Below are 21,817 nucleotides of genomic sequence, written 5' to 3' on the forward strand. Positions count from 1 at the left end.
TCGAAATTAACAAGCACGCGTGCTTGCTTTTTTTCTGAACCGCTGCGATCCTGGGTGCCATGAGTGCTCTCTCCGCTGACCCGGACCTGATCCGGATCGGGAATTGTTCCGGGTTCTACGGTGACCGGCTCAGCGCTATGCGCGAGATGCTGGAGGGTGGCGAGCTCGACGTGCTGACCGGCGACTATCTCGCCGAACTCACCATGCTCATCCTCGGTCGCGACCGGATGAAGGATCCGAGCCTCGGCTACGCGAAGACGTTCGTGAAGCAGATCAAGGACTGTCTGGGGCTCGCGCTCGAGAAGAACGTCCAGATCGTCACCAATGCCGGTGGACTGAACCCGGCGGGTCTGGCCGACGAGCTGCGCAAGGTCGCCGCCGAACTCGGGCTCGACGCCAAGATCGCCCACGTCGAAGGCGACGACCTGGTGGCGCGGGCCGCCGAGCTCGACCTCGGTCAGCCGCTCACGGCGAACGCCTACCTCGGCGCGTGGGGCATCGTCGAGTGCCTGAACTCCGGCGCCGACATCGTCGTCACCGGCCGGGTCACCGACGCCTCGGTGATCGTCGGCCCAGCAGCGGCCCACTTCGGTTGGGGCCGAACCGATTACGACGCGCTCGCCGGTGCTGTCGTCGCCGGGCACGTGATCGAATGCAGCACCCAGGCCACCGGCGGCAACTTCGCCTTCTTCACCGAACTCGGTGACATCGGTCGCCCCGGCTTCCCGATCGCCGAGATCCGCCGCGACGGCTCCTGCGTCATCACCAAGCACGACGGCACCGGCGGCGCGGTCACCGTAGACACCGTCGAAGCCCAGCTCATGTACGAAATCCAGGGCGCGCGCTACGCCGGACCCGACGTCACCACCCGCCTGGATACCATCACGGTGAGCCAGCAGGGCAAGGACCGCGTCCTGATCAGCGGCGTCACTGGTGAGGCACCCCCGCCACAGCTCAAGGTCTCGCTGAACACCCTCGGCGGCTTCCGCAACGAGATGTCGTTCATCCTCACCGGCCTCGACATCGAGGCCAAAGCCGCACTGGCGCAACGACAGCTGGAAGCCTGGCTGCCGGTCAAGCCCGCCGAGCTCACCTGGACCCTGGCCCGCCTCGACCGCCCCGACGCCGATACCGAGGAGCAGGCCAGCGCCATGCTGCGCTGCGTGGTGCGCGATCCCGACCCGAACAAGGTCGGTCGCGGATTCTCCAGTGTCGCTGTCGAATTGGCTCTTGCCAGCTACCCGGGCGCCAGCTTCACCGCCCTGCCCGGCAACGGCTCGCCCTACGGCGTCTTCACCCCCGGCTTCGTCGACGCGCACGAGGTGCCGCACGTCGCGGTCCTGGCCGACGGCACCCGCGTCGACATCGCCCCGGCCACGGAAACCGCTGTCCTGGAACCGGTTCCCGAACCCGAGCTCCCCGAAAACCTTCCTCCCTCCGAGACCCGCCGAGTCCCGCTCGGCACGATCGCCCTCGCCCGCAGCGGCGACAAGGGCGGGGACGCCAATATCGGCGTCTGGGTGCGCACCGACCAGCAATGGCGGTGGTTGGTGCACACCCTCACGGTCGAAAAGCTGCAGGAACTTCTCCCCGAGACGGCCGAACTCACCGTCACCCGCCACGTGCTGCCCAACCTGCGCGCGGTCAACTTCATCATTTCCGGCCTGCTCGGCAAGGGCGTCGCCTACCAGGCACGTTTCGACCCGCAGGCCAAAGGGCTCGGCGAATGGCTGCGCTCCCGCCACATCGATCTGCCGACGGAGCTGCTCGCGTGACATCTGTATGGGAAACGCCGGAACGAAAAGAACTGCGCGCCACCGTGCGTGGGTTCGTCGAGCGGGAGATCCTGCCCGATCTCGACGCCTGGGAGCGCGCGGGGGAGCTGCCGCGTGAACTGCACAAGAAGGCAGGCAAGATCGGCCTGCTCGGTCTCGAGTACCCGGAGTCTGCCGGGGGCGAGGGCGGCAATGCGATCGATTCGGTGATCGCGGGCGAGGAGATCCACGTCGCCGGTGGTTCCGGTGGCCTGTGGGCGTCGCTGCTCACCTGTGGAATCGCCCTGCCGCACATGATCGCCTCGGGCAATCAGGCCCAGATCGACCAGTGGGCCAAGCCCACGCTGGCCGGTGACCTGATCGGCTCGCTGGCCATCACCGAACCCGGCGGCGGTTCCGATGTCGGCCACCTCACCACCACCGCCGTGCGCGACGGTGAGGACTTCATCATCAACGGCGCCAAGACCTTCATCACCTCGGGTTGCCGCGCCGACTTCGTCGTCACCGCGGTTCGCACGGGTGGCCCTGGCGCAGCGGGTGTTTCGCTGATCCTAGTGCCGAAGGACACGCCCGGCTTCACCGTCAGCCGCAAGCTGGAGAAGATGGGCTGGCTGGCCTCCGACACCGCCGAGCTGTCGTACGTGGATGTACGCGTGCCCGCCACGAACCTGGTCGGCGCCGAGAACAGCGGCTTCGCGCAGATCGCCGCCGCATTCGTCAGCGAGCGCGTCGGCCTTGCGGTGCAAGCGTATTCGCTGGCCCAGCGCGCACTCGATCTCACCGTGCAGTGGTGCCGCGATCGCGAGACCTTCGGTCGTCCGCTGATCAGCCGCCAGAAGGTGCAGATGACGCTGACGGATATGGCTCAGCGCGTTGATATTTCGCGCACCTACACCCGCGCGCTGGTCGAACGCTACGTGGCGGGCGAGGAAAACCTCATCGCCCAGGTCTGCTTCGCCAAGAACAACGCCGTCGAGACCGCCGAATGGGTGGCCAACCAGGCCGTGCAGCTGCACGGCGGGATGGGCTACATGCGTGAGGCCGAGGTCGAGCGCATCTACCGCGACGTGCGCATCATCGGCATCGGCGGCGGCACCAACGAAATCCTGACCATGCTGGCGTCGAAAGTATTGGGGTACCAGTCATGACCACCTTCCGTTCCGTTCTCGACCCGGCCTCGCCCGAGTACACCGCGGCCGCCGAGGCGATGTCGACCAAGCTCGCCGAGGTCGAAACCGAGTTCGCCAAGGCCATCGGCGGCGGTGGCCCCGACAAGGTGGCGCGTCACCACAAGCGCGGCAAGCTGACCGCGCGTGAGCGCATCGAACTGCTGCTCGACGAGGACTCACCGTTCCTCGAACTGTGCCCACTTGCCGCGTGGGGCAGCGACTTCCAGGTCGGCGCGTCGACGATCGCCGGTATCGGCCTCGTCGAGGGTATCGAGTGCATGATCGTCGCGCCCGACCCGACCGTGCGCGGTGGCGCCTCGAACCCGTGGACGCTGCGCAAGCAGTTCCGGATCAACGAGATCATCAGGGAGAACCGGCTTCCGGTGATCTCCCTAGTCGAGTCCGCCGGTGCCGATCTGCCGACGCAGAAGGAAGTCTTCATCCCGGGTGGCGCGATGTTCCGCGACCTCACCCAAGCCTCCGCCGCCGGAATCCCCACCATCTCTTTGGTTTTCGGCAACTCGACCGCCGGTGGCGCCTACATCCCCGGCATGTCCGACTACGTGGTGATGGTCAACGGTGGCGCGAAAGTGTTCCTGGCAGGCCCGCCGCTGGTGAAGATGGCCACCGGTGAGGACTCCGACGACGAAACCCTCGGCGGCGCCGAAATGCACGCCCGCACTTCGGGTCTGGCCGACTACCTGGCCGCCGACGAGCAGGACGCGATCCGCCTGGGCCGCAACATCGTTCGCCGCCTGAACTGGAAGAAGCAGGGCCCTGAGCCGCGCGCCGAGGTCATCTCCCCGCTCTACGATCCCGAGGAACTGCTCGGCATCGTCCCCTCGGACCTGAAGATCCCGTTCGACCCGCGCGAAGTGATCGCCCGCGTAGTCGACGGTTCCGACTTCGACGAGTTCAAGCCGCTCTACGGTTCCTCCCTGGTCACCGGCTGGGCCGAGATCAACGGCTACCCGATCGGCATCCTCGCCAACGCGCGCGGCGTGCTGTTCTCCGAGGAATCGCAGAAGGCCACCCAGTTCATCCAGCTGGCCAACAAGAAGAACACCCCACTGTTGTTCCTGCACAACACGACTGGCTACATGGTCGGCAAGGAGTACGAGCACGGCGGCATCATCAAGCACGGCGCGATGATGATCAACGCGGTCGCCAACTCGAAGGTGCCGCACATCTCGCTGCTGGTCGGCGCCTCCTACGGTGCCGGGCACTACGGCATGTGCGGGCGCGCGTTCAACCCGCGTTTCCTGTTCGCCTGGCCCAGCGCCAAGTCCGCCGTCATGGGTGGCGCGCAGCTGGCCGGTGTCATCACCATCGTGCAGCGTGGCGCCGCCGAGTCCAAGGGCCTGCCCTTCGACGAGGAAGGCGCCGCCGGTCTCGCCGCGATGGTCGAGGCGCAGATCGAGGCCGAGGCCATGCCGATGTTCTTGTCGGGCAGGCTGTTCGACGACGGCATCATCGACCCCCGCGACACCCGCACCGTGCTGGGAATGGCTCTCTCCGCCATTCACACAGCCCCGATCAAGGGCGCCGAGGGCTTCGGCGTCTTCCGAATGTGAGATGCGCTGTGGCCATTACTAACGTCCTCGTTGCCAATCGCGGTGAGATCGCGCGCCGCGTGTTCGCCACTTGCCGCCGGATGGGCATCGGCACCACCGCGGTCTATTCCGACGCTGACGCCGCGTCGCCGCACGTCTCCGAAGCCGACGCCGCCATCCGGCTGCCCGGCAACACGCCCGCCGAGACCTACCTGCGCGGCGAGCTGATCATCGAAGCCGCACTGTCGGCCGGTGCCGATGCGATCCACCCCGGCTACGGATTCCTCTCCGAGAACGCCGAATTCGCGCGCTCGGTGCTCGACGCCGGTCTGGTGTGGATCGGTCCGCCGGTCGCCGCGATCGAGCAGATGGGCTCCAAGGTCGAGTCCAAGAAGATGATGGACGCCGCCGGTGTGCCCGTCCTCGCCGAGCTGGACCCGGCCGAGGTCACCGACGCGCACCTGCCCGTGTTGATCAAGGCTTCAGCCGGTGGTGGCGGTCGCGGTATGCGCGTCGTGCGCGATCTGGCCGAACTGCGGGACCAGATCGCCGGTGCGCAGCGCGAGGCCGAGTCGGCCTTCGGCGATCCGACGGTGTTCTGCGAGCGCTACCTCGAGACCGGACGTCACATCGAAGTTCAGGTCATGTCGGACACTTTCGGCAAGACCTGGGCGGTCGGTGAGCGTGAGTGCTCGATCCAGCGTCGGCATCAGAAGGTCGTCGAGGAAGCTCCGTCGCCGCTGGTCGAGAAGATCGACGGCATGCGTGATCGGCTGTTCGAGGCGGCGCGTCTGGCTGCCGAGGCGATCGGTTACGAGGGTGCGGGCACCGTCGAGTTCCTGGCCGACGAGAAGGGTGACTTCTTCTTCCTGGAGATGAATACCCGTCTGCAGGTGGAACATCCGGTCACCGAGCAGACCACCGGCCTCGACCTGGTCCGCCTGCAGTTGCAGGTGGCCTCGGGTCTGCCGCTGCCCGCGACCCAGCCCGCGCAGCGCGGTCACTCGATCGAGGTCCGCCTCTACGCCGAGGACCCCTCGCACGACTGGCAGCCGCAGAGCGGTCCGGTACACAAGATCGAGATCCCGTTCACCGCTGGTGAATTCACGGTTCTCGAGCAGCCCGGCGTGCGCCTGGACACCGGTGTCGTCGACGGTTCGCTGGTCGGCGTGCACTACGACCCGATGCTGGCCAAGGTGATCTCCTACGCCGAAACCCGTGCGGAGGCAGCGCATCTGCTCGCCACCGCGTTGCAGCGCGCCAAGATCCACGGCCTGGTCACCAACCGCGACCTGCTCGTGCGCGTCCTGCGCCACCCGGCCTTCCTGGCCGGTGACACCGACACGGCCTTCTTCGCCACGCACGACCTGGCGGTGCTGAGCGCGCCGCTGGTCTCCGAGGCCGACGAGGCGCTGTCGATTGTCGCTGCCGCACTGTCTGATTCGGCCGCCAACCGCACCACCTCGCGGCTGGCAGGTCTGAGCCCCAGCGGTTGGCGCAACCTGCCGTCGCAGCCGCAGACCAAGTCCTACGGGAGCCGCACCTCCGGCACCCACGAGGTGCGCTACCGCTTCACCCGCACGGGGATCGCGGTCGAGGGCCATGACGGCCTCGAACTGATCTCGGTCGCGCCCGACCGTGTCGTCCTCGGTGTGCGCGGCGAACGTGGCACTGTGCGTAGGCAATTCGAGATCGCCCGCTACGACGACCTCGTCGCGATCGACTCCCCGCTCGGCCCGGTGGCCGTGCGCAGGCTGCCGCGCTTCACCGACCCGTCCGAGCAGATCGCGGCCGGTTCGCTGCTCGCGCCGATGCCCGGCAGCGTGATCCGCCTCGGCGCCGCCGAAGGCGATCACGTCAAGCAGGGCCAGCCCATCCTGTGGCTGGAGGCGATGAAGATGGAACACACCATCGCCGCCCCCGCCACCGGCATTCTCAGCGCATTGAACGTGACCGTCGGCCAGCAGGTCGAGGTCGGAGCCATCCTCGCCGTCGTCGAGGAAGAAGAGCAGGAGCAGACATCGTGAGCTTCATCGAAACCGAAGAGCAGAAGGCGCTGCGCGCGGCGGTCGCCTCGCTGGCCACCAAATACAACTACCGCGACTACGTGCGGCCCAAGGTGCAGAAGCACGAGCCGCTCACCGAGCTGTGGGCCGAGGCGGGCAAGCTCGGCTTCATCGGCGTGAACCTGCCCGAGGAGTACGGCGGCGGTGGCGCGGGCATCTACGAGCTCTCGCTGGTGCTCGAAGAGCTCGCCACCCAGGGTGCGGGCCTGCTGCTGATGGTCGTGTCTCCGGCCATCTGCGGCACCATCATCGCCAAGTACGGCACCGACGACCAGAAGCAAACGTGGCTGCCCGGTCTGGCCGACGGCACCAAGATCATGGCGTTCGGCATCACCGAACCCGACGCGGGCTCCAACTCGCACAACATCACCACCACCGCCCGCCGCGACGGCAGCGACTGGATCCTCAACGGCCGCAAGATCTTCATCTCCGGCGTCGACCAGGCCGACGCGGTGCTGATCGTCTCGCGCACCGAGGATCACAAGACGGGCAAGCTCAAGCCCGCGCTGTTCATCGTCCCGACCGACGCCCCCGGCTTCAACAAGACGGTCCAGGATATGGACTTCTCCGAGCCGGACCGCCAGTTCACGCTGTTCCTCGACGATGTCCGCCTGCCCGCCGACGCCCTCGTCGGTGCCGAGGACGCAGCGCTGGCCCAGCTGTTCGCCGGCCTGAACCCCGAGCGCATCATGGGCTCGGCGATGGGCATCGGCCTGGGCCGCTACGCCATCGACCGCGCGGTGGAATACGCCAAGGAGCGCCAGGTCTGGAAGACCGTTATCGGTGCGCACCAGGGCATTTCGCATCCTCTCGCCCAGGTGAAGATCGAGCTCGAGCTCGCCCGGCTGATGATGCAGAAGGCCGCGGTGCTCTACGACGCGGGCGACGAGTTCGGTGCCGCCGAGGCCGCGAACATGGCCAAGTACGCCGGTGCCGAGGCCTCGATCAAGGCACTGGATCAGTCGATCCAGACTCACGGTGGTTCGGGGCTGACCGGCGAGGTCGGTTTGGCCGGGATGCTGGGTGCCGCGCGCATCATGCGTGTTGCGCCGGTTAGTCGGGAGATGATTTTGAACTTTGTGGCTCAGCATTCTTTGGGGCTGCCTAAGTCTTACTGAGTTCGCGCGGGTGGCGGCGGCGAGGAGGTGGGTGTGACCAGGTGTTCGGTAGTCCCAGATGGTTTGGCGCTGTGTTTATTGGAGCGCTGGCGCGCTCGAGCGCGGCCCCCTGGGGGCCGCTACCGCCGCTGCGCGGCGGACCCTCCCTAGGGGTCGGGTGTGCGGGGTTGGGAGGGCGGTCATGGCGGATTTGTGGATTGGTTGGAGGGTTTGATGGATAGTTCGGTTGATGTTCCTTATGTGCGGTACGAGGTTGTTGACGGGTTTGCCACGTTGACCTTTGATTCGCCGCATAATCGGAATGCGTTGTCGTCCAAGCTTGTTCGGGAACTCGTTGCCGGTCTGGCTGCGGCCAACGATGATCCAGCCGTGCGCGGCATCGTGCTCGCCCACACCGGCGACACCTTCTGTGCCGGTGCGGATCTCAAGGAAGCGACGACGGCCGACCCTGCCACCGCCGCCGACGAGCGCACCCGGGTGATGATCGACGTGCTGCGTGGCATCGTCGGTTCGCCCAAGCCGGTGCTCGCCCAGATCGACGGCAATGTGCGTGCCGGTGGCATGGGCATCATCGCGGCTTGCGATCTGGTGATCGCCGGGCCGAGTAGCAGTTTCGCGCTCACCGAGGTCCGCATCGGGATGGCGCCCTTCATGATCTCGCTCACCCTGCTGCCGCGGCTGTCTCCGCGCGCGGCGAGCCGCTACTACCTCACCGGCGAGAAGTTCGACGCGACTATCGCGCAGGAGATCGGGCTGATCACCGTCGCGGTCGCCGATGCCGCCGCGGAGGTGAAACGCCTGCGTGGGGAGCTGCGTAAGGGTTCGCCGCAGGGTCTGGCGGAGTCCAAGAAGCTGGTCAACGCGGCCCTGCTCGCTGAGTTCGACGCCGAGGCCGAAACGCTGGCCAAACGGTCCGCGAGCTTCTTCGGCACCCCCGAAGTGATCGAGGGCATGACGGCCTTCTTCCAGAAGCGCCCGCCCAGCTGGGCACAATAGTCCGATGGCGACACCCCACGAACCCAAGCAGGACCGCAGCCGGGCCACCCGGCAGCGGCTGCTGGAGGCGACCATCGACTGCCTGGCCGAAACCGGCTGGGCAGCGGCCACCGTGTCGGTGGTCGCCGAACGGGCCGGGGTGTCGCGCGGCGCGGCCCAACACCATTTCCCCACTCGCGAAGACCTGATCACCGCCGCACTCGAGTACATGTTCGAGTTCCGGATGGACCAGGCCAAGGCCGAAGCCGAAGCGGTGAACGCGGTCGCCCAGGGCGAAGGCCGAACGCGCGCAGTCGTTTCCGGCCTCGTGGAGTCCTACACCACCCCCTTCTTCAAGGCCGCCCTCCAGGTCTGGACCCACGCCGCCGCCGACCCGGCGCTGCGCGAACGCATCCTCCCCCTGGAAGCCCGCTTCGGCCGCATCTCCCACCGCCGCGCCGTGGAGGCCCTCGGCGTGGACGACTCCGACCCCGTGACCCACCACCTGGTCCAAGCCACCCTCGATCTGGCCCGCGGCCTAGGTCTCGCCGACGTCCTCACCGACGACTCCGCCCGCCGCAAACTCATCGTCGACCAGTGGGCCGCCACCCTCCACAGCGCCCTGAATCTGTCCCACTGAACCCTTGTGACCTGCCCTTTCTGGGGTATATAGTTCGGTCGTGGGGGAATATATATCGAGGGATTGTGCGATGACCAAGCGACTGATCGAGATCGACGACGACCTACTCGAGTCCGCGCAGGACGCACTCGGGACAGCCGGCGTCTCCGATACTGTTCGCGCCGCGTTGAACTCGGCCGTGGTGGCGCATGCGCGCGCCAGCGAAGTCGAATGGTTGGTCAACGGCGGCATGGCCGAAATGGCCGACAAGGATCGGCGCGACGACGTATGGCGATAACGGCGCGCTATCTCATCGACACCAGCGCGGCGGCTCGAATGCGCCATCCGGATGTGGCGGCCACGCTCGGACCGCTGATCGAGGCCGGATTGATCGCCACGTGCGCACCGCTCGATTCCGAGGCGCTCTACAGCGCCCGTAGCCCTGCCGAATACGAGCAGATCCGCTTCCGTCGCCGGGCGGCCTACGAATATCTGCCCACGAATGACGAGCACTGGGCCAGTGCTTTCACTATTCAGCGCGAACTCGCACGATCGGGGCGCCACCGAGCGGTCGGCATCCACGACCTGCTCGCGTCGGTTCTCGCGGTAGAACACCGTCTTGTCCTGTTCCACTACGACGCCGATTTCGAAACGGTCGCATCGGTGGTTGACCTCAACCATCGTTGGGTCGCGCCGCGGGGAACTTTCGAAACCTCCTGACCAGGGGATGTCACACTTCGGTTGGCTGCTTCGTCATCTCTTTGAACGCCAAAGAAGCGATGAAGGAGTGGAATCATGGTGGAGCAGAAGAAGATTGCGGTGGCTGGGGCGACCGGTCGGCTGGGGCGGCATGTGGTGGACGTGCTGGTCGAGCGTGGGCACGAGGTTGTCGCTTTCTCCCGCGCGAACGGTGTCGACATCGAGAGCGGTGCGGGGCTGGATGAAGCGCTGACCGGCGTCGACATTGTTATCGACGCGTCGAGCACTCCTTCGGCCGATCAGCAGGTGGCTACCGACTTCTTCACCGCGTCCGCGCGGAATCTGCATGCGGCGGGGGAGCGGGCCGGGGCCGAGCGGCTGGTTGTGGTGTCCATCATCGGGATCGACGGTTCACTCGCCGGGTACAATGCCGCCAAGCTCGCGCATGAACAGGAATTGCTCAAAGGTGCGCTGCCGGTGCAGATTCTGCGTGCGGCGCAGTTTCACGAGCTCGTCGAGGTGATGGTCGGGTGGGGTACGCAGGGATCCGTCGCCTACGTCCAGGGCATGCGCACCCAGTTGGTCGCCGCTCGGACTGTCGCCGAGGCGCTGGTCGATCTAGCCACGAATCCGATTGCGGCCGAAGATATTCCGTTCCCCGAGATCGCGGGTCCGCAGCCGGAAACGATGGCTTCTGCGGCCGCCGCGCTGGTAGCGGCTCGTGGCGACGCCCTGCAGATCATCGAAACCTCCGACGATGCCAACCCGGACCGCGAGCAATTCGAAAACGGCACCCTGCTGCCTTCCCCGCACGCCACCCTGGCAGGCCCGTCCTTCGCCGAGTGGATCGCCGCGACGGTCCCCGCTGGCGGTGGGAACGGTGCAGCGGGAAGGTCGCTGGGGATCTAGCCGCGCCGCACGTGCACCACGCTGTCGACGCGCTGTCCGACCACGCCGTCCGGACTGGTCGCGGGAGTGTGGACCAGCTCGGCGGTCTCGACCTGCCACTCGGGCCCGAGTTCGAGCTGCTCGAGCACCTGCTCGATGGTCGGGAACACATGCGCGTGCATCTCGCTGGACGCCCAGCTCGGCGCGGCCGCGTGCGCGCCGATCACCAGCACCCCACCCGGCGCGACGGCCGCAGCGGCACTGCGCAGAATCCCGGCCCGCTCGTCGGGCCGCTCCACCGGCGAGTGCAGGAACTGCGCCGACACCAGGTCGAAGGCGCCCGCCGGGAAACTCGCCTGCAGATCGTGGCGCTCCCACGCGATCGTCACCCCGGCCTCGGCGGCCCGTTGCGCACCGCGCTCCATCGCCGTCGCGGAGATGTCGACGCCGGTCACCTGCCAGCCGCGCTGTGCCAGCCAGATCGCGTCGGCGCCCTCACCGCAGCCCAGATCGAGAGCGGTTCCGGGGGTCAGCTCGGCGACCTCACGCACCAGGAGCGGGTTCGGGTTGCCGGTCCAGATCTGCTCGCGCTCGCGGTAAAAATCTTCCCAGAACTCTTCGGCGTTCGCCACGGTCTCGGTCATCGATGCTCCTGGTCAGTGCGGGTAAAAGGCTCCTTCCGATAGTGCATCGGCTGCTTCGATTGCCGCTAGAAAAATTGCTGAATCGGCAACTGTGTTCCCGCTCTCGGTGCGGTGCGTAACCCCCGGTACGGCCCGCCCTAGTATTACTACCGTGACGCGCGGTTACCCCAAGACGAACGAGGCACCGCGACGTCGTGTCGACGCGCGAACCGAACGCTGGCGCGAACATCGCGTGCAGGTGCGCATCGAATTCGTCGACGCGGCTTTCCGGGCACTCGATCAGGTCGGGCCCGATGTGAGCATGGGCGATATCGCCAAAGAAGCCGGCGCGGCCAAACCCAAGCTGTATCGCCATTTCGAGGACAAGACCGACCTCTACAACGCGATCGTCGACCGGGTACGCGACATGCTCTGGGAGCGCGTGCTCACCAGCATCAATCTCACCGACGATTCGATCGCCGAACTCGTCCACACCGCGGCTGCCGAATATGTGGCGGTGGTGTCGGCGCACCCGAATGTCTTCCGGTTCATGCTGCACAGCCATTTCAGCCAGCAGGCCAAGGAAACCGAACGCGCGCTGGTCGCCGCCCGCCAATCGGCAAGGCGCGCAGCGGAATTCTTCGCGGGTCTGCTGCCGACGGAATCGATCGACGTGACCGGGATCGAGCTGGTGAACTATTCGATTTTCGGTGCGGTCGCCTCGGCCACGGACTGGTGGCTCGGCGCCAATCAACGCGAGGTATCGGCGATGCCGGTCGAACGCTTCGTCGACTATCTGGCCGAAAGTATCTCGGCCCTTGCAATGGCACATGCCCGCTTCAACGGAGTCACAATCGACCCGTCGAAACCTCTCCACGACGCCTTCAGCGCGTAGCCGCGATCTCTCACGCCCGGCACGAACTTCGTTGTTCTCGCCGATCACGTCATTGGGGTCGGTGGGGCGCGACGAGTTCAGTATGAACCTGGGCACCGACAAGTTTGCGACGCCACGCTAGGCGAACCTACGCGTTCGCACCGGCCGTGCGCGGCCGAGGAACGCTGCGCCCGTCAGTCGTCTGTGTGCAATCGCCAGAGGGGTGAGACAGGCCCGTGACCTGCGCCGAGGTCGTAGGAGGCGGCGAGGCAGCGGTAGGTCCATTCCTTGGCGAACTCGACCGCGTCGGGTACCGAGTAGCCGTTGGCGAGCGCGCTGGCGATCGCCGCGGCCAGGGTGTCGCCGCCGCCGTGATCGTTGCCGGTGGCGATGCGCGGGGCGGTGAACTCGCGGAAGGTGTCGCCGTCGTAGAGCAGATCGGTGCTGACTTCCGAGGCGCGCAGGTGTCCGCCCTTCACGATCGCCCACTGCGCACCAAGCGCGTGCAAAGCCTCGGCGGCCTTGCGGGCGGTGACGTCGTCGACCACCTCGATGCCGGTGATCAGGCGCACCTCGTCGAGGTTCGGCGTCACCACGGTCGCCAGCGGAATCAGCGTATTACGTACTGCTTCAAGGGCTTCCGCGTGGAGCAGCGGGTCGCCGTGCATCGAGGCCGCGACCGGATCCACCACCAGTGGGATGGTGCCGTCGCGCCCGATCCCGAGCTCGCGGCACACCCCGGCCACCGCTTCGATGATCGCGGTGGAGGCGAGCATGCCGGTCTTGGCCGCGCCGATGCCGATATCGCGAACCACCACGCGCACCTGATCGGCCACGACCTGCGGCGGAATCTCGTGAAAACCGCTGACGCCCACCGTGTTCTGCACGGTCACCGCCGCCACCGCCACGCACGCGTGCACCCCGCACAGCGCCATGGTGCGCGAATCGGCCTGGATGCCCGCGCCGCCACCGGAGTCGGTGCCCGCGATGGTGAGTGCGCGAACGGGGGTCTGGCCATCGGGGGTCAGCGGCAACATCTTCACGCCCCAACCCTACGGCTCGCGAGTGTCGATGTGAGACCCGAATTCGACCAGCAAATGAAAACCATTATCATTAACTCTCGTGACCAACTCCTCGAAGCATCTGCCCGTCACCGTCCTGTCCGGTTTCCTCGGCGCGGGCAAGACCACGCTGCTCAACCACATCCTCGCCAACCGCGACGCCCGCCGGGTCGCGGTGATCGTCAACGATATGAGCGAGGTCAATATCGACGCGGCGCTGGTCGCGGGCCAGGGACACCTCGACCGCACCGAGGAGAAGCTGGTCGAGCTCACCAACGGCTGCATCTGCTGCACCCTGCGCGAGGATCTGATCGAGGCCGTCGCCCGCTTGGCGCGCGAAGGCCGCTTCGATCAGTTGGTGATCGAGTCGACCGGCATCTCCGAACCCATGCCGGTGGCGGCCACCTTCGACTGGGAGTTCGAGGACGGTTTCCGCCTCGGCGACGTCGCCCGCCTCGACACCATGGTCACCGTCGTCGACGCCTCCACCTTCCTGGCCGAACTGGTGCGCGGGCAGGCGCTGACCGAACGCAATCTCGAAGCGGGCGAGGGTGATTCGCGGTCGATCGCGGACCTGCTTGTCGACCAGGTGGAGTTCGCCGACGTGCTGCTGATCAACAAGACCGACTTGGTCAGTGCGAACGCCGCCGCTACGGTCGAGGCCACCGTGCGCAGGCTCAACCCGCGAGCGCACGTACTTCGCACCGAAAAGGGTGCCGTCGACCTGAGCGAAGTGCTCGCCACGGGGCGCTACAACCCCGTGGTCGCGGCCGAATCCGAGGGCTGGGCCGAGGAGTTGGCTGGCGGGCACACGCCCGAAACCGAGGAATACGGGATCAGCAGCTTCACCTACCTCGCCGACCGACCCTTCCATCCGCAACGCCTCGCCGACGTGCTCGAGCGGCTGAAGGGGATGTTGCGCAGCAAAGGCTTCTGCTGGATCGCGAGCCGCCCCGAGCTGGCGGCCATCTGGTCGCAGGCCGGTCCGAACCTGACTTTCGAACCCGGCGCGTGGTGGTCGGAGCTGGAAGTGCCTGCGGGACAAGAACTTGTGTTCATCGGGGTTCGGCTCGACGCGCCCGCCCTGCGACGCGAACTCGACGCCGCCCTGCTCACCGACGCGGAGTTCGCGGCGGGCGCGAGCGAGTGGGCCGGCTACCCCGACCCGTTCCCGGCCTGGGCCGAGTTGCACGAGCATCACTGATCGGTCTCATTGGTGCGCGTATGTCAGTGCGCTGGTGCATGATTCGAATGGGTCGCGACCCACGCACCGATGAGGGGAGCGTGGGCCGCGGCACCTGGTCGAGTCAGGCGAGCGCGGCGAAGAACTCGCGGATGTCGCCGACCAGCACCTCGGGTGCCTCGTGCGCGGCATAGTGCCCGGCCGCGTCGTTCGCGCCGCCCGTGGCCGAGCTGGTGTCGTAGGAATTCCAGCTCACGATCTCGCTGTGGTCGCGCTCGGCGAATCGGCGGATCGACTGGAAATCGCCGGCGAACATCGCCAGGCCGGTCGGGACCGTGGTGGGCTCGGTCGGCTGTTCGGTGGCGTGTGCGTCCTCGTAGTAGAAGCGCAGCGACGAACCGGCCGTGCCGGTGAGCCAGTACAGTGCCACATTCGCGATCACGAACTGCGGATCCAAGGATTCGCCGAACAGCTGCGCGTTCCAGCCGAGCAGGCCCACCGGGGAGTCGGCGAGCGCGTAGGCCAGGGTCTGCGGCTGCTGGCTGTGCAAGGTGTTGAAGGCCATCTTGTTCTCGTGGAACCACTGAAGGTGTTGCAGCGCAGCCATATCCGCCTCCGACAGGCCCTCGAACTCGGCCGGGTCGCCGGACGGGAACGAGAACAGCTGGGTGACGTGCACGCCGATCACGTTGTCCGGCGCGATCCGGCCGATCTCGGGGGAGACCATCGAGCCGCCGTCGTTGCCGATGGCGCCGTAGCGCTGGTAGTCGAGGCGCGACATCAGTTCGGCCCAGGCGCGGGCGGTGCGGTAGCGGTTCCAGCCGGTGCTGCGGGTGGGGCCGGAGAAGCCGAAGCCGGGCAGCGAGGGGATGACCAGGTGAAAGGCGGGCTGATCGGCGGATTCGGGCTCGGTGAGCGGGGCGATCACGTCGAGGTATTCGAGGATCGAACCGGGCCAGCCGTGGGTGAGGATCACCGGCGTCGCATCGGGGCGTGAGGAGCGGATGTGCAGGAAGTGGATGTCCTCGCCCTCGATCTCGGTGGTGAACTGGGGGTAGGCGTTGAGCTCGGATTCCAGTGCGCGCCAATCGAATTCCTCGAGCCAGTACTTGGCGAGGTCCTGCACGCGGCCGGCCGGGACGCCGTAGGCATCGCCGACGCCGGGCAGTTCGTCGGGGTAGAGGGCGTTGCGCAGGCGGGCGGCGAGGTCGTCGAGACGGGCCTGCGGGATGTCGATGGTGAAGGGGGTGATGGCGGTCATGTCGGCTCCTCTTTACGAAACGGAATGTTCCGTTCTGTTTCAAACGTAGCAGAACGGATCATTCCGTTTCAAGTGGTAGGCTGATATTCATGGCTCAGAGTGAAACCGCACCCCGCTTGGCCGGCCGCAAGGCGCAGGCTGCCCGCAACGACGGGTTGATCCTCGAGGCCGCCCGTGCGGTGTTCCTCGACGATCCGAACGCGCCGATCGCGGCCGTTGCCGAGCGGGCGGGGGTTGGGATCAGTGCGCTGTACCGGCGTTATCCGAGCAAGGAGGTGCTGCTGCGCACGCTGTGCCACGAAGGGTTGCGGCGGTACAACGCGGAAGCCGATGCGGCGCTGGAGGATTCGGACGGTTGGCGGGGGTTTGTCGGATTTCTGGAGCGGGTGGTCGACGCTGACGTGCACTCGCTCACCGTGCATCTCGCGGGCACCTTCACTCCGGACGAATCGATGCTGCCGGATGTGATGCACTCCGGTGAGGTCACCGAGGAGTTGGTTCGCCGGGCTCACGCCAGCGGGCGGTTGCGGGCTGATGTCAATGCGCTCGATCTGGGGTTGATTCTCGAGGCTTGTTCGGCGGTCGCTATGGCAGAGCCTGTGCGTACCGCTGAGCTGCGGCAACGGGTTCTTTCGCTGATGATCGACGGGCTTACTGTCGAGGGGTCGCTGCCCGGACCGCCTCCTGCTACGGGCGAATTCGCTTGGCGGTGGGAACGTAGGTCCTGAGCCCGGGGTTTACCGGGTCCGGGGCAGGTGTACCTTTTGCTGTGTTTTTGGAGCGCTGGCGCGCTCGAGCGGGGCCCCGGAGGGCCCCGATCTTCCCTCCCTGCGGGTACTCCTTCGTCGCACCCTCCGGTCAGTCCAGATCGGGGCGGGCCCCTTTGGGTAGAGACTGCCTGGGATTTCCCGACCCAGGGGGGTGTGGGGCTGGCAGACTTGGCGCATCATCCGGACGACGCGGAGGCGCGTAGTGAATTGGACTTTGGAAGTTGTGGTCGTGCCGGTTTCCGATATCGACCGGGCCAAGGATTTCTATGCCGACAAGCTCGGCTTCGCCGTCGATCATGACACTGTGATCTCCGATGATGTGCGCATTGTGCAGCTCACCCCACCTGGCTCGGGGTGTTCGATTGTCATCGGCAAGGGCGCGGTCCCGCATATGGAGCCCGGTTCGCTGAAGGGGCTGCAGCTCGTGGTTCCCGATATCCGGCAGGCGCATGCCGAACTCGTGGCGCGTGGTGTCGAGGTCACCGATGTTCAAGAACTCGGCAAGAACCCGCGGCAGGTCCCGCATCCGCTCGACAATGTCGGGTTCGTCTTCTTCAGTGACCCGGACGGGAACAGCTGGGGCGTGCAACAGATCTCGAGTCGAGCGGGCTAGCAGCGCGGGTCTCGAATCAGGGCGCGAGTAACTCTCGAGCTGATTCGAACCCTGTCGGCCGACCCCTCGCGGCGGGCACCATGCACGAATGCTGTTGGACAAGCCCACCGAAACCGCCGAGCGACGGGTCCCGCTGTACCGCCGCCCGGGGTTTCTGCGTGCGCTGTCGCCGCTCGTGCTGTTGCTCGTCTGGCAGCTCGCCAGCACCAGCGGTTGGATTCCGCCCAGGAAACTGCCCGCGCCCTCGGCGGTGCTCGACGCGGGTCTGGAAACCTACCGATCGGGCCAGCTCACCGAGGCTCTGCTGGTTTCCGGGCAGCGGGCACTGTACGGGTTCGCGCTCGGCGCGGTGCTCGCGCTGGTACTCGGGGTGCTCGCCGGGCTGAGCAAGATCGGTGAATACGCGGTCGACCCGCAGTTGCAGATGATCCGCACCATCCCGCTGTTCGGGCTGATCCCGCTGTTCATCATCTGGTTCGGTATCGGCGAGGAACCCAAGGTCTACCTGATCGCGCTCGGCGTGTTCTTCCCGCTGTACCTCAATACCTTCGCCGGCATCCGCCAACTCGACCCGAAACTCCTGGAACTCGGCAGCGCACTGCACCTCGGCCTCGCCGAACGCCTGCGCCTGCTCGTCCTCCCCGGCGCCCTACCGCAGATCCTGGTCGGCGCCCGCCAGAGCCTCGGCATCGCCTGGCTCTCACTGATCGTGGCCGAACAGATCAACGCCAGCGCGGGCCTCGGCTTCGTCGTCAACAACGCCCGCGAATTCCTGCGCACCGACATAGTCGTCTTCGGCCTGGTCGTCTACAGCCTCCTCGGCCTGCTCACCGACTCGATCGTCCGCCTACTCGAACGCCGAGCCCTGCGCTGGCGCCCGACGGTGAACCGCTGATGTCCGCATCTTCCGCCGACTCGAGGGCCCACCCCGTCCTGCGAGTGGGCAGGCCCGCTACCCCGCCGCCGTTCGATCGCGAGGTTCACACCATGACCGCTGCCGCCGCCACAACTGTCACCCCCATCTCCGCGCGGTCGCCCCGGGTCGCTGCCGCGCGAATCAGCGGTCTTCGCAAGCGATTCGGTGAGCGCACCGTGCTCGCCGGAATCGATCTCGAGATCGGCGCGGGCGAGATCGTGGCGCTGGTCGGGCGCAGTGGATCCGGCAAGTCCACGATTTTGCGGATCCTCGGCGACCTCGATACCGCCACTCGCGGTGAGGTTTCCGTCGAAGGCAGGCCGACGATCGTCTTCCAGGAACCCCGCTTGATCCCGTGGCAGCCGGTGGTGCGCAATGTCGCCCTCGGCAGGCCGAAGCCGCGCAGTCGGCGGGTCGACGAGCAAGCCGCCCGCGACCTGCTCGCCGAGGTCGGTCTCGCTGATCGGGCAGACGCGTGGCCGCTCACCCTGTCCGGCGGTGAGGCCCAACGTGCCGCGCTGGCAAGGGCATTGGTGGCCGAGCCGACCCTGCTGCTGCTCGACGAACCCTTCGGCGCACTCGACGCACTGACCCGTCTGGCCATGCACGACCTGCTGCTCGGCCTGCACGCCCAGCGCGAATTCGGCGTACTGCTCGTGACTCACGACGTGCTGGAAGCGATCACGCTCGCCGACCGCGTTCTGGTGCTCGACGAGGGCCGCATCGCCGTCGATGTGCCCATCGAACTCCCACGCCCACGCACCGCCGCGGCACCGGAGGTCGCCGAGTACGCGACCCATCTGCTCGCCCTGCTCGGTGTCACTCGCTGAACCGTCAGCGATCCGCACTCCGTCCCACGCATGAAAGTTGTTCCCGTGAAACGCACTCCGAAGTCTCGTCTGACCGGTCTGGCACTCGCCGTCGTCACCGCGCTCTCCCTGAGCGCCTGCGGTGACGACGCGTCGACCGAGGCCGCGCCCACGGGGCCGGTCGACCTCAGCACGGTCACGCTGAAAGTCGGTGACCAGAAGGCGATTTCGATCGAAGTGCTGTTGAAGGCATCGGGGCAACTGGAGAACCTGCCCTACAAGATCGAATTCTCCACCTTCACCGCCGGTCTGCCGCTGGTCGAAGCGGCGAGCGCGGGCGGCATCGATATCGCCCAAACAGGCAATACCCCAGTGATTTTCGGTGCGGCGGCCGACGCGGATATCAAGATCGTCGGTGCGCTCTCGGCCACCGGAAAGGGTGACGCGATCCTGGTCGGCAAGGACTCGACCATCAGCTCCGTCACCGCACTCAAAGGCAAGAAAGTCGCCGTCTACAAGGGCAGTTCGGCCAATGCGAACCTGCTGCTGCAACTGCAGAAGGCCGGACTGTCGCTCAGCGATATCGAGCCGGTGTACCTCGCCCCCGGCGACGGCTACACCGCGCTCACCCGCGGCGATGTCGACGCCTGGGCCACCTGGGACCCCTACACCGCCATCGCCGAAAAGGAATCGGGCGCCAAGTCCATCGCCACCGCCGACCAAGCCGCCAACGGCTACAACTTCTGGGTAGCGGGCAACAAAACCGTCGCCGACGCGGGCAAATCCGCCGCCCTCGCCGACTTCTTCCAGCGCTACGCCGCCGCCACCAAATGGTCCGCGGACAACCTCGACACCTGGTCCACCAGGTACGCCGAACTGACCCAGATCAGCGTCGACGCCTCCCGCACCACCTGGACCCGCTCGATCAAGCAACCGATCAAGCTTTCCGACGAGGTCATCGCGTCCGAACAGGAAATCGCCGACGCCTTCACCAAGGCCAAGGCCATCCCGGGCAAGGTCGACTTCGAGTCCTTCGTCGACACCCGCTTCGACAAGTCGTAATCGGCACCGCTGGATATCGGCGCCCGCGATCCATCTCCGATCGCGGGCGCCGTTCGCGTGATAGCGCACTGTTCGCTCGTTGCCCGGTCGGGCTCCCCGGCGAACCGCTGAAGACTCGGTAGGTTGAGCTGCGGATCGGTCATGACCAGGAATCGGCGGTGAAGCTGAGTGGTGGGCACAAGTGCGGGGGCGTACGGATCGGTGCGCTGGGTCATGCTCGGGGTGCTGTGCGCGAGCCTGTTGCTGGTGGCGATGGATGCCACCATCCTCAATGTGGCGTTGCCGTCACTGATCGAGGATCTGCAGGTCGGGCCGCTGGAGCAGCTGTGGATCATCGACATCTACGGGCTGGTGCTCGGTGGGTTGCTCATCACCACGGGGGCGCTCGGTGATCGGGTGGGGCGAAAGTTGTTGTTCGTCAGCGGTTTCGTGCTGTTCGGTATCGCTTCGGTGGTAGCCGCTACCGCCGGGAGCGCGGCACAGCTGATCGGTGGGCGGGTGCTGCTCGGGATCGGCGGGGCGATGGTGATGCCGTCCACGCTGTCGCTGATCCGCAATATCTTCACCGACGCGCGCGAACGCACCATGGCCATCGGGATCTGGGCGGCGGTCGCGGGGGTGGGGGCCACGGTCGGGCCGATCGTCGGCGGGTTTCTGGTCGAGCATTTCGGGTGGTCGTCGGCGTTCTGGCTGAACGTGCCGGTGGTGTTGGTGACGGTGGTGGTCGGGCTGTGGGTGTTGCCGGAATACCGTGCGCCACAGGCCGGCAGCCTCGACTGGTTCGCCGCCGCGCTCTCGGTGGCGGGCATCGTCTGCCTGGCGTGGGGCGTCAAGCATCTCGCGAAAGGTGAAGCGAGCGTGACGGACTGGGCGATCCTGGTCGTCGGTATCGCCGCACTGGCCTGGTTCACCCGCCGCCAGCTCACCGCCACCGACCCGCTGCTGGACGTGCGACTGTTCCGCAACGGCGCGTTCACCGCCGCGGCCGTCGCGACCCTGCTGGCCATGATGGCGATCGGCGCGGCCATGTTCCTGATCTCGCTGTGGCTGCAGTACGTCCACGGCTACAGCCCGTCGCAGGCGGGCATCCGCATGCTGCCCGCCGCACTCACTCTCCTCACCGCCTCCCTCCTCACACCGATGCTGATGGAGAAGTTCGGTGTCCGCGCGGTGCTCGGAGTCGGCCTCGGCGCGGTCGCGCTCGGCTTCCTGCTGCTCGCGGTGAGTCCGGAGCCGACCACCTATCCGGTGGTCGCGCTGGTCCTGGTGTCGTTCGGCCTCGGCGACGGCATGGCAGTCACCGCGGCCGCCGCCGTCCTCGTCGGCGCCGTCCCCGCCGACCGCGCCGGCCAGGCGGGCGCGGTCGAGGAGACCAACTACGAGGTAGGCGTCGGTTTCGGCGTAGCCCTCCTCGGCAGTCTGCACGCCAGAATCTTCACCCAGCACATGACCGACCTCCCCGTCCCCGCCGACCGCCTCGACCAGGCGAGCGGCTCCATCGGCGGCGCGGCCGAAGTAGCCGCCGACCTCCCCGAACCAGCTCACACCCAACTCGCCCAAGCCGCAACCCACGCCTTCGACGCCGCCCTCACCACCACGTCCTACATCTCCGCCGCGGTGGTAGCCGTCGTCACGGTCTTCACCGTCTGGCTGGTCCCCAAGGGCTTCCAGATCACCGGCGGCCACTGAACGTGGACACGGCAAGTCCCGACCCGGCGTAATCGCACAATCGGCCGCCGCATAATCAGAAAACTGATTCTCGAGCGCCGTTTTGTGTGATTTC

General features: G+C 66.8%; 21 protein-coding genes. 18 read left to right on the forward strand and 3 right to left on the reverse strand.

Annotated elements, in window-relative coordinates; genetic code table 11:
- Positions 1-59 precede the first annotated feature (59 nt).
- The 10 genes from ACFWUP_RS10210 (at position 60) to ACFWUP_RS10255 (ending at position 10,883) form a co-directional block, all read left to right on the forward strand.
- Positions 60-1,775 (forward strand): acyclic terpene utilization AtuA family protein, encoded by a 1,716-nt coding sequence (locus ACFWUP_RS10210; protein ID WP_379232751.1) that lies wholly within the window; start codon positions 60-62, stop codon positions 1,773-1,775.
- On the forward strand, positions 1,727-2,923 hold the full coding sequence (locus tag ACFWUP_RS10215; RefSeq protein WP_379232753.1) for an acyl-CoA dehydrogenase family protein: 1,197 nt from the start codon (positions 1,727-1,729) through the stop codon (positions 2,921-2,923). The genes ACFWUP_RS10210 and ACFWUP_RS10215 overlap by 49 nt, the downstream gene beginning before the upstream one ends.
- Positions 2,920-4,518 carry an acyl-CoA carboxylase subunit beta gene (locus ACFWUP_RS10220; RefSeq protein WP_379232755.1) on the forward strand — a complete coding sequence of 533 codons (1,599 nt, stop codon included), beginning with the start codon at positions 2,920-2,922 and terminating at the stop codon, positions 4,516-4,518. The genes ACFWUP_RS10215 and ACFWUP_RS10220 overlap by 4 nt, the downstream gene beginning before the upstream one ends.
- Positions 4,519-4,526: 8 nt before the next feature.
- Positions 4,527-6,524 carry an acetyl/propionyl/methylcrotonyl-CoA carboxylase subunit alpha gene (locus tag ACFWUP_RS10225; RefSeq protein WP_379232757.1) on the forward strand — a complete coding sequence of 666 codons (1,998 nt, stop codon included), beginning with the start codon at positions 4,527-4,529 and terminating at the stop codon, positions 6,522-6,524.
- Entirely contained in the window at positions 6,521-7,681 is a 1,161-nt protein-coding gene (locus ACFWUP_RS10230) for an acyl-CoA dehydrogenase family protein (RefSeq protein WP_379232759.1), read from the forward strand. The genes ACFWUP_RS10225 and ACFWUP_RS10230 overlap by 4 nt, the downstream gene beginning before the upstream one ends.
- Before the next feature lie 213 nt (positions 7,682-7,894).
- Positions 7,895-8,677: an enoyl-CoA hydratase family protein gene (locus ACFWUP_RS10235; RefSeq protein ID WP_379232761.1), complete on the forward strand. Its 783-nt coding sequence runs from the start codon at positions 7,895-7,897 to the stop codon at positions 8,675-8,677.
- A 4-nt stretch (positions 8,678-8,681) separates the two neighbouring features.
- Positions 8,682-9,296, forward strand: a complete 615-nt coding sequence (locus ACFWUP_RS10240) for a TetR/AcrR family transcriptional regulator (protein WP_379232763.1) — start codon at positions 8,682-8,684, stop codon at positions 9,294-9,296.
- Positions 9,297-9,366: 70 nt separating this feature from the next.
- Complete coding sequence (locus tag ACFWUP_RS10245) at positions 9,367-9,573, forward strand: DUF2191 domain-containing protein (RefSeq protein ID WP_379232764.1); 207 nt, start codon at positions 9,367-9,369, stop codon at positions 9,571-9,573.
- The gene (locus ACFWUP_RS10250; RefSeq protein ID WP_379232766.1) at positions 9,564-9,995 is read left to right on the forward strand and encodes a PIN domain-containing protein; all 432 of its coding nucleotides are present in this window, start codon (positions 9,564-9,566) and stop codon (positions 9,993-9,995) included. Before ACFWUP_RS10245 ends, ACFWUP_RS10250 begins: the two co-directional genes overlap by 10 nt.
- A gap of 75 nt (positions 9,996-10,070) precedes the next feature.
- Positions 10,071-10,883 (forward strand): SDR family oxidoreductase, encoded by an 813-nt coding sequence (locus ACFWUP_RS10255; RefSeq protein ID WP_379232768.1) that lies wholly within the window; start codon positions 10,071-10,073, stop codon positions 10,881-10,883.
- Here the strand turns inward: ACFWUP_RS10255 and ACFWUP_RS10260 are convergent.
- Positions 10,880-11,506, reverse strand: a complete 627-nt coding sequence (locus tag ACFWUP_RS10260; RefSeq protein ID WP_379232770.1) for a class I SAM-dependent methyltransferase — start codon at positions 11,504-11,506, stop codon at positions 10,880-10,882. The genes ACFWUP_RS10255 and ACFWUP_RS10260 overlap by 4 nt on opposite strands.
- Before the next feature lie 151 nt (positions 11,507-11,657).
- Here ACFWUP_RS10260 and ACFWUP_RS10265 point away from each other — a divergent pair, with 151 nt between their 5' ends.
- The gene (locus ACFWUP_RS10265) at positions 11,658-12,380 is read left to right on the forward strand and encodes a TetR/AcrR family transcriptional regulator (RefSeq protein ID WP_379232772.1); all 723 of its coding nucleotides are present in this window, start codon (positions 11,658-11,660) and stop codon (positions 12,378-12,380) included.
- Between the two features lie 173 nt (positions 12,381-12,553).
- Here ACFWUP_RS10265 and thiD read toward each other — a convergent pair whose 3' ends face one another.
- Positions 12,554-13,402 carry a bifunctional hydroxymethylpyrimidine kinase/phosphomethylpyrimidine kinase gene (gene thiD, locus ACFWUP_RS10270; protein WP_379232774.1) on the reverse strand — a complete coding sequence of 283 codons (849 nt, stop codon included), beginning with the start codon at positions 13,400-13,402 and terminating at the stop codon, positions 12,554-12,556.
- A 79-nt stretch (positions 13,403-13,481) separates the two neighbouring features.
- On the opposite strand from thiD, the gene ACFWUP_RS10275 reads away from it, so the two are divergent.
- Positions 13,482-14,624 carry a GTP-binding protein gene (locus tag ACFWUP_RS10275; RefSeq protein ID WP_379232776.1) on the forward strand — a complete coding sequence of 381 codons (1,143 nt, stop codon included), beginning with the start codon at positions 13,482-13,484 and terminating at the stop codon, positions 14,622-14,624.
- Between the two features lie 103 nt (positions 14,625-14,727).
- Here ACFWUP_RS10275 and ACFWUP_RS10280 read toward each other — a convergent pair whose 3' ends face one another.
- On the reverse strand, positions 14,728-15,864 hold the full coding sequence (locus ACFWUP_RS10280; RefSeq protein WP_379232778.1) for an epoxide hydrolase family protein: 1,137 nt from the start codon (positions 15,862-15,864) through the stop codon (positions 14,728-14,730).
- Between the two features lie 89 nt (positions 15,865-15,953).
- Between ACFWUP_RS10280 and ACFWUP_RS10285 the strand changes: the two genes are divergently transcribed.
- The 6 genes from ACFWUP_RS10285 (at position 15,954) to ACFWUP_RS10310 (ending at position 21,723) form a co-directional block, all read left to right on the forward strand.
- Positions 15,954-16,592 carry a TetR/AcrR family transcriptional regulator gene (locus ACFWUP_RS10285; protein WP_379232780.1) on the forward strand — a complete coding sequence of 213 codons (639 nt, stop codon included), beginning with the start codon at positions 15,954-15,956 and terminating at the stop codon, positions 16,590-16,592.
- Between the two features lie 244 nt (positions 16,593-16,836).
- Positions 16,837-17,247, forward strand: coding sequence for a VOC family protein (locus tag ACFWUP_RS10290; protein ID WP_379232781.1), 411 nt, complete (start codon positions 16,837-16,839; stop codon positions 17,245-17,247).
- Positions 17,248-17,335: 88 nt separating this feature from the next.
- Positions 17,336-18,142 (forward strand): ABC transporter permease, encoded by an 807-nt coding sequence (locus ACFWUP_RS10295; protein ID WP_379232783.1) that lies wholly within the window; start codon positions 17,336-17,338, stop codon positions 18,140-18,142.
- Positions 18,143-18,234: 92 nt separating this feature from the next.
- Positions 18,235-18,993, forward strand: coding sequence for an ABC transporter ATP-binding protein (locus ACFWUP_RS10300; RefSeq protein ID WP_379232887.1), 759 nt, complete (start codon positions 18,235-18,237; stop codon positions 18,991-18,993).
- 30 nt (positions 18,994-19,023) lie between these two features.
- Positions 19,024-20,034 carry an ABC transporter substrate-binding protein gene (locus tag ACFWUP_RS10305; protein ID WP_379232785.1) on the forward strand — a complete coding sequence of 337 codons (1,011 nt, stop codon included), beginning with the start codon at positions 19,024-19,026 and terminating at the stop codon, positions 20,032-20,034.
- Positions 20,035-20,202: 168 nt separating this feature from the next.
- Entirely contained in the window at positions 20,203-21,723 is a 1,521-nt protein-coding gene (locus ACFWUP_RS10310; RefSeq protein WP_379232787.1) for an MFS transporter, read from the forward strand.
- Positions 21,724-21,817: the final 94 nt, after the last annotated feature.

The organism is Nocardia sp. NPDC058658 (genome assembly GCF_042716665.1).
GTDB lineage: Bacteria > Actinomycetota > Actinomycetes > Mycobacteriales > Mycobacteriaceae > Nocardia.

Bases quoted from the DNA above. Each gene is read 5' to 3' on its own strand.
- ACFWUP_RS10210 (WP_379232751.1), top strand. From the start codon at position 60: ATGAGTGCTCTCTCCGCTGACCCGGACCTGATCCGGATCGGGAATTGT.
- ACFWUP_RS10215 (WP_379232753.1), top strand. From the start codon at position 1,727: ATGGCTGCGCTCCCGCCACATCGATCTGCCGACGGAGCTGCTCGCGTG.
- ACFWUP_RS10220 (WP_379232755.1), top strand. From the start codon at position 2,920: ATGACCACCTTCCGTTCCGTTCTCGACCCGGCCTCGCCCGAGTACACC.
- ACFWUP_RS10235 (WP_379232761.1), top strand. From the start codon at position 7,895: ATGGATAGTTCGGTTGATGTTCCTTATGTGCGGTACGAGGTTGTTGAC.
- ACFWUP_RS10240 (WP_379232763.1), top strand. From the start codon at position 8,682: ATGGCGACACCCCACGAACCCAAGCAGGACCGCAGCCGGGCCACCCGG.
- ACFWUP_RS10245 (WP_379232764.1), top strand. From the start codon at position 9,367: ATGACCAAGCGACTGATCGAGATCGACGACGACCTACTCGAGTCCGCG.
- ACFWUP_RS10250 (WP_379232766.1), top strand. From the start codon at position 9,564: ATGGCGATAACGGCGCGCTATCTCATCGACACCAGCGCGGCGGCTCGA.
- ACFWUP_RS10255 (WP_379232768.1), top strand. From the start codon at position 10,071: ATGGTGGAGCAGAAGAAGATTGCGGTGGCTGGGGCGACCGGTCGGCTG.
- ACFWUP_RS10260 (WP_379232770.1), bottom strand. From the start codon at position 11,506: ATGACCGAGACCGTGGCGAACGCCGAAGAGTTCTGGGAAGATTTTTAC.
- ACFWUP_RS10280 (WP_379232778.1), bottom strand. From the start codon at position 15,864: ATGACCGCCATCACCCCCTTCACCATCGACATCCCGCAGGCCCGTCTC.
- ACFWUP_RS10285 (WP_379232780.1), top strand. From the start codon at position 15,954: ATGGCTCAGAGTGAAACCGCACCCCGCTTGGCCGGCCGCAAGGCGCAG.
- ACFWUP_RS10295 (WP_379232783.1), top strand. From the start codon at position 17,336: ATGCTGTTGGACAAGCCCACCGAAACCGCCGAGCGACGGGTCCCGCTG.
- ACFWUP_RS10300 (WP_379232887.1), top strand. From the start codon at position 18,235: ATGACCGCTGCCGCCGCCACAACTGTCACCCCCATCTCCGCGCGGTCG.
- ACFWUP_RS10305 (WP_379232785.1), top strand. From the start codon at position 19,024: ATGAAAGTTGTTCCCGTGAAACGCACTCCGAAGTCTCGTCTGACCGGT.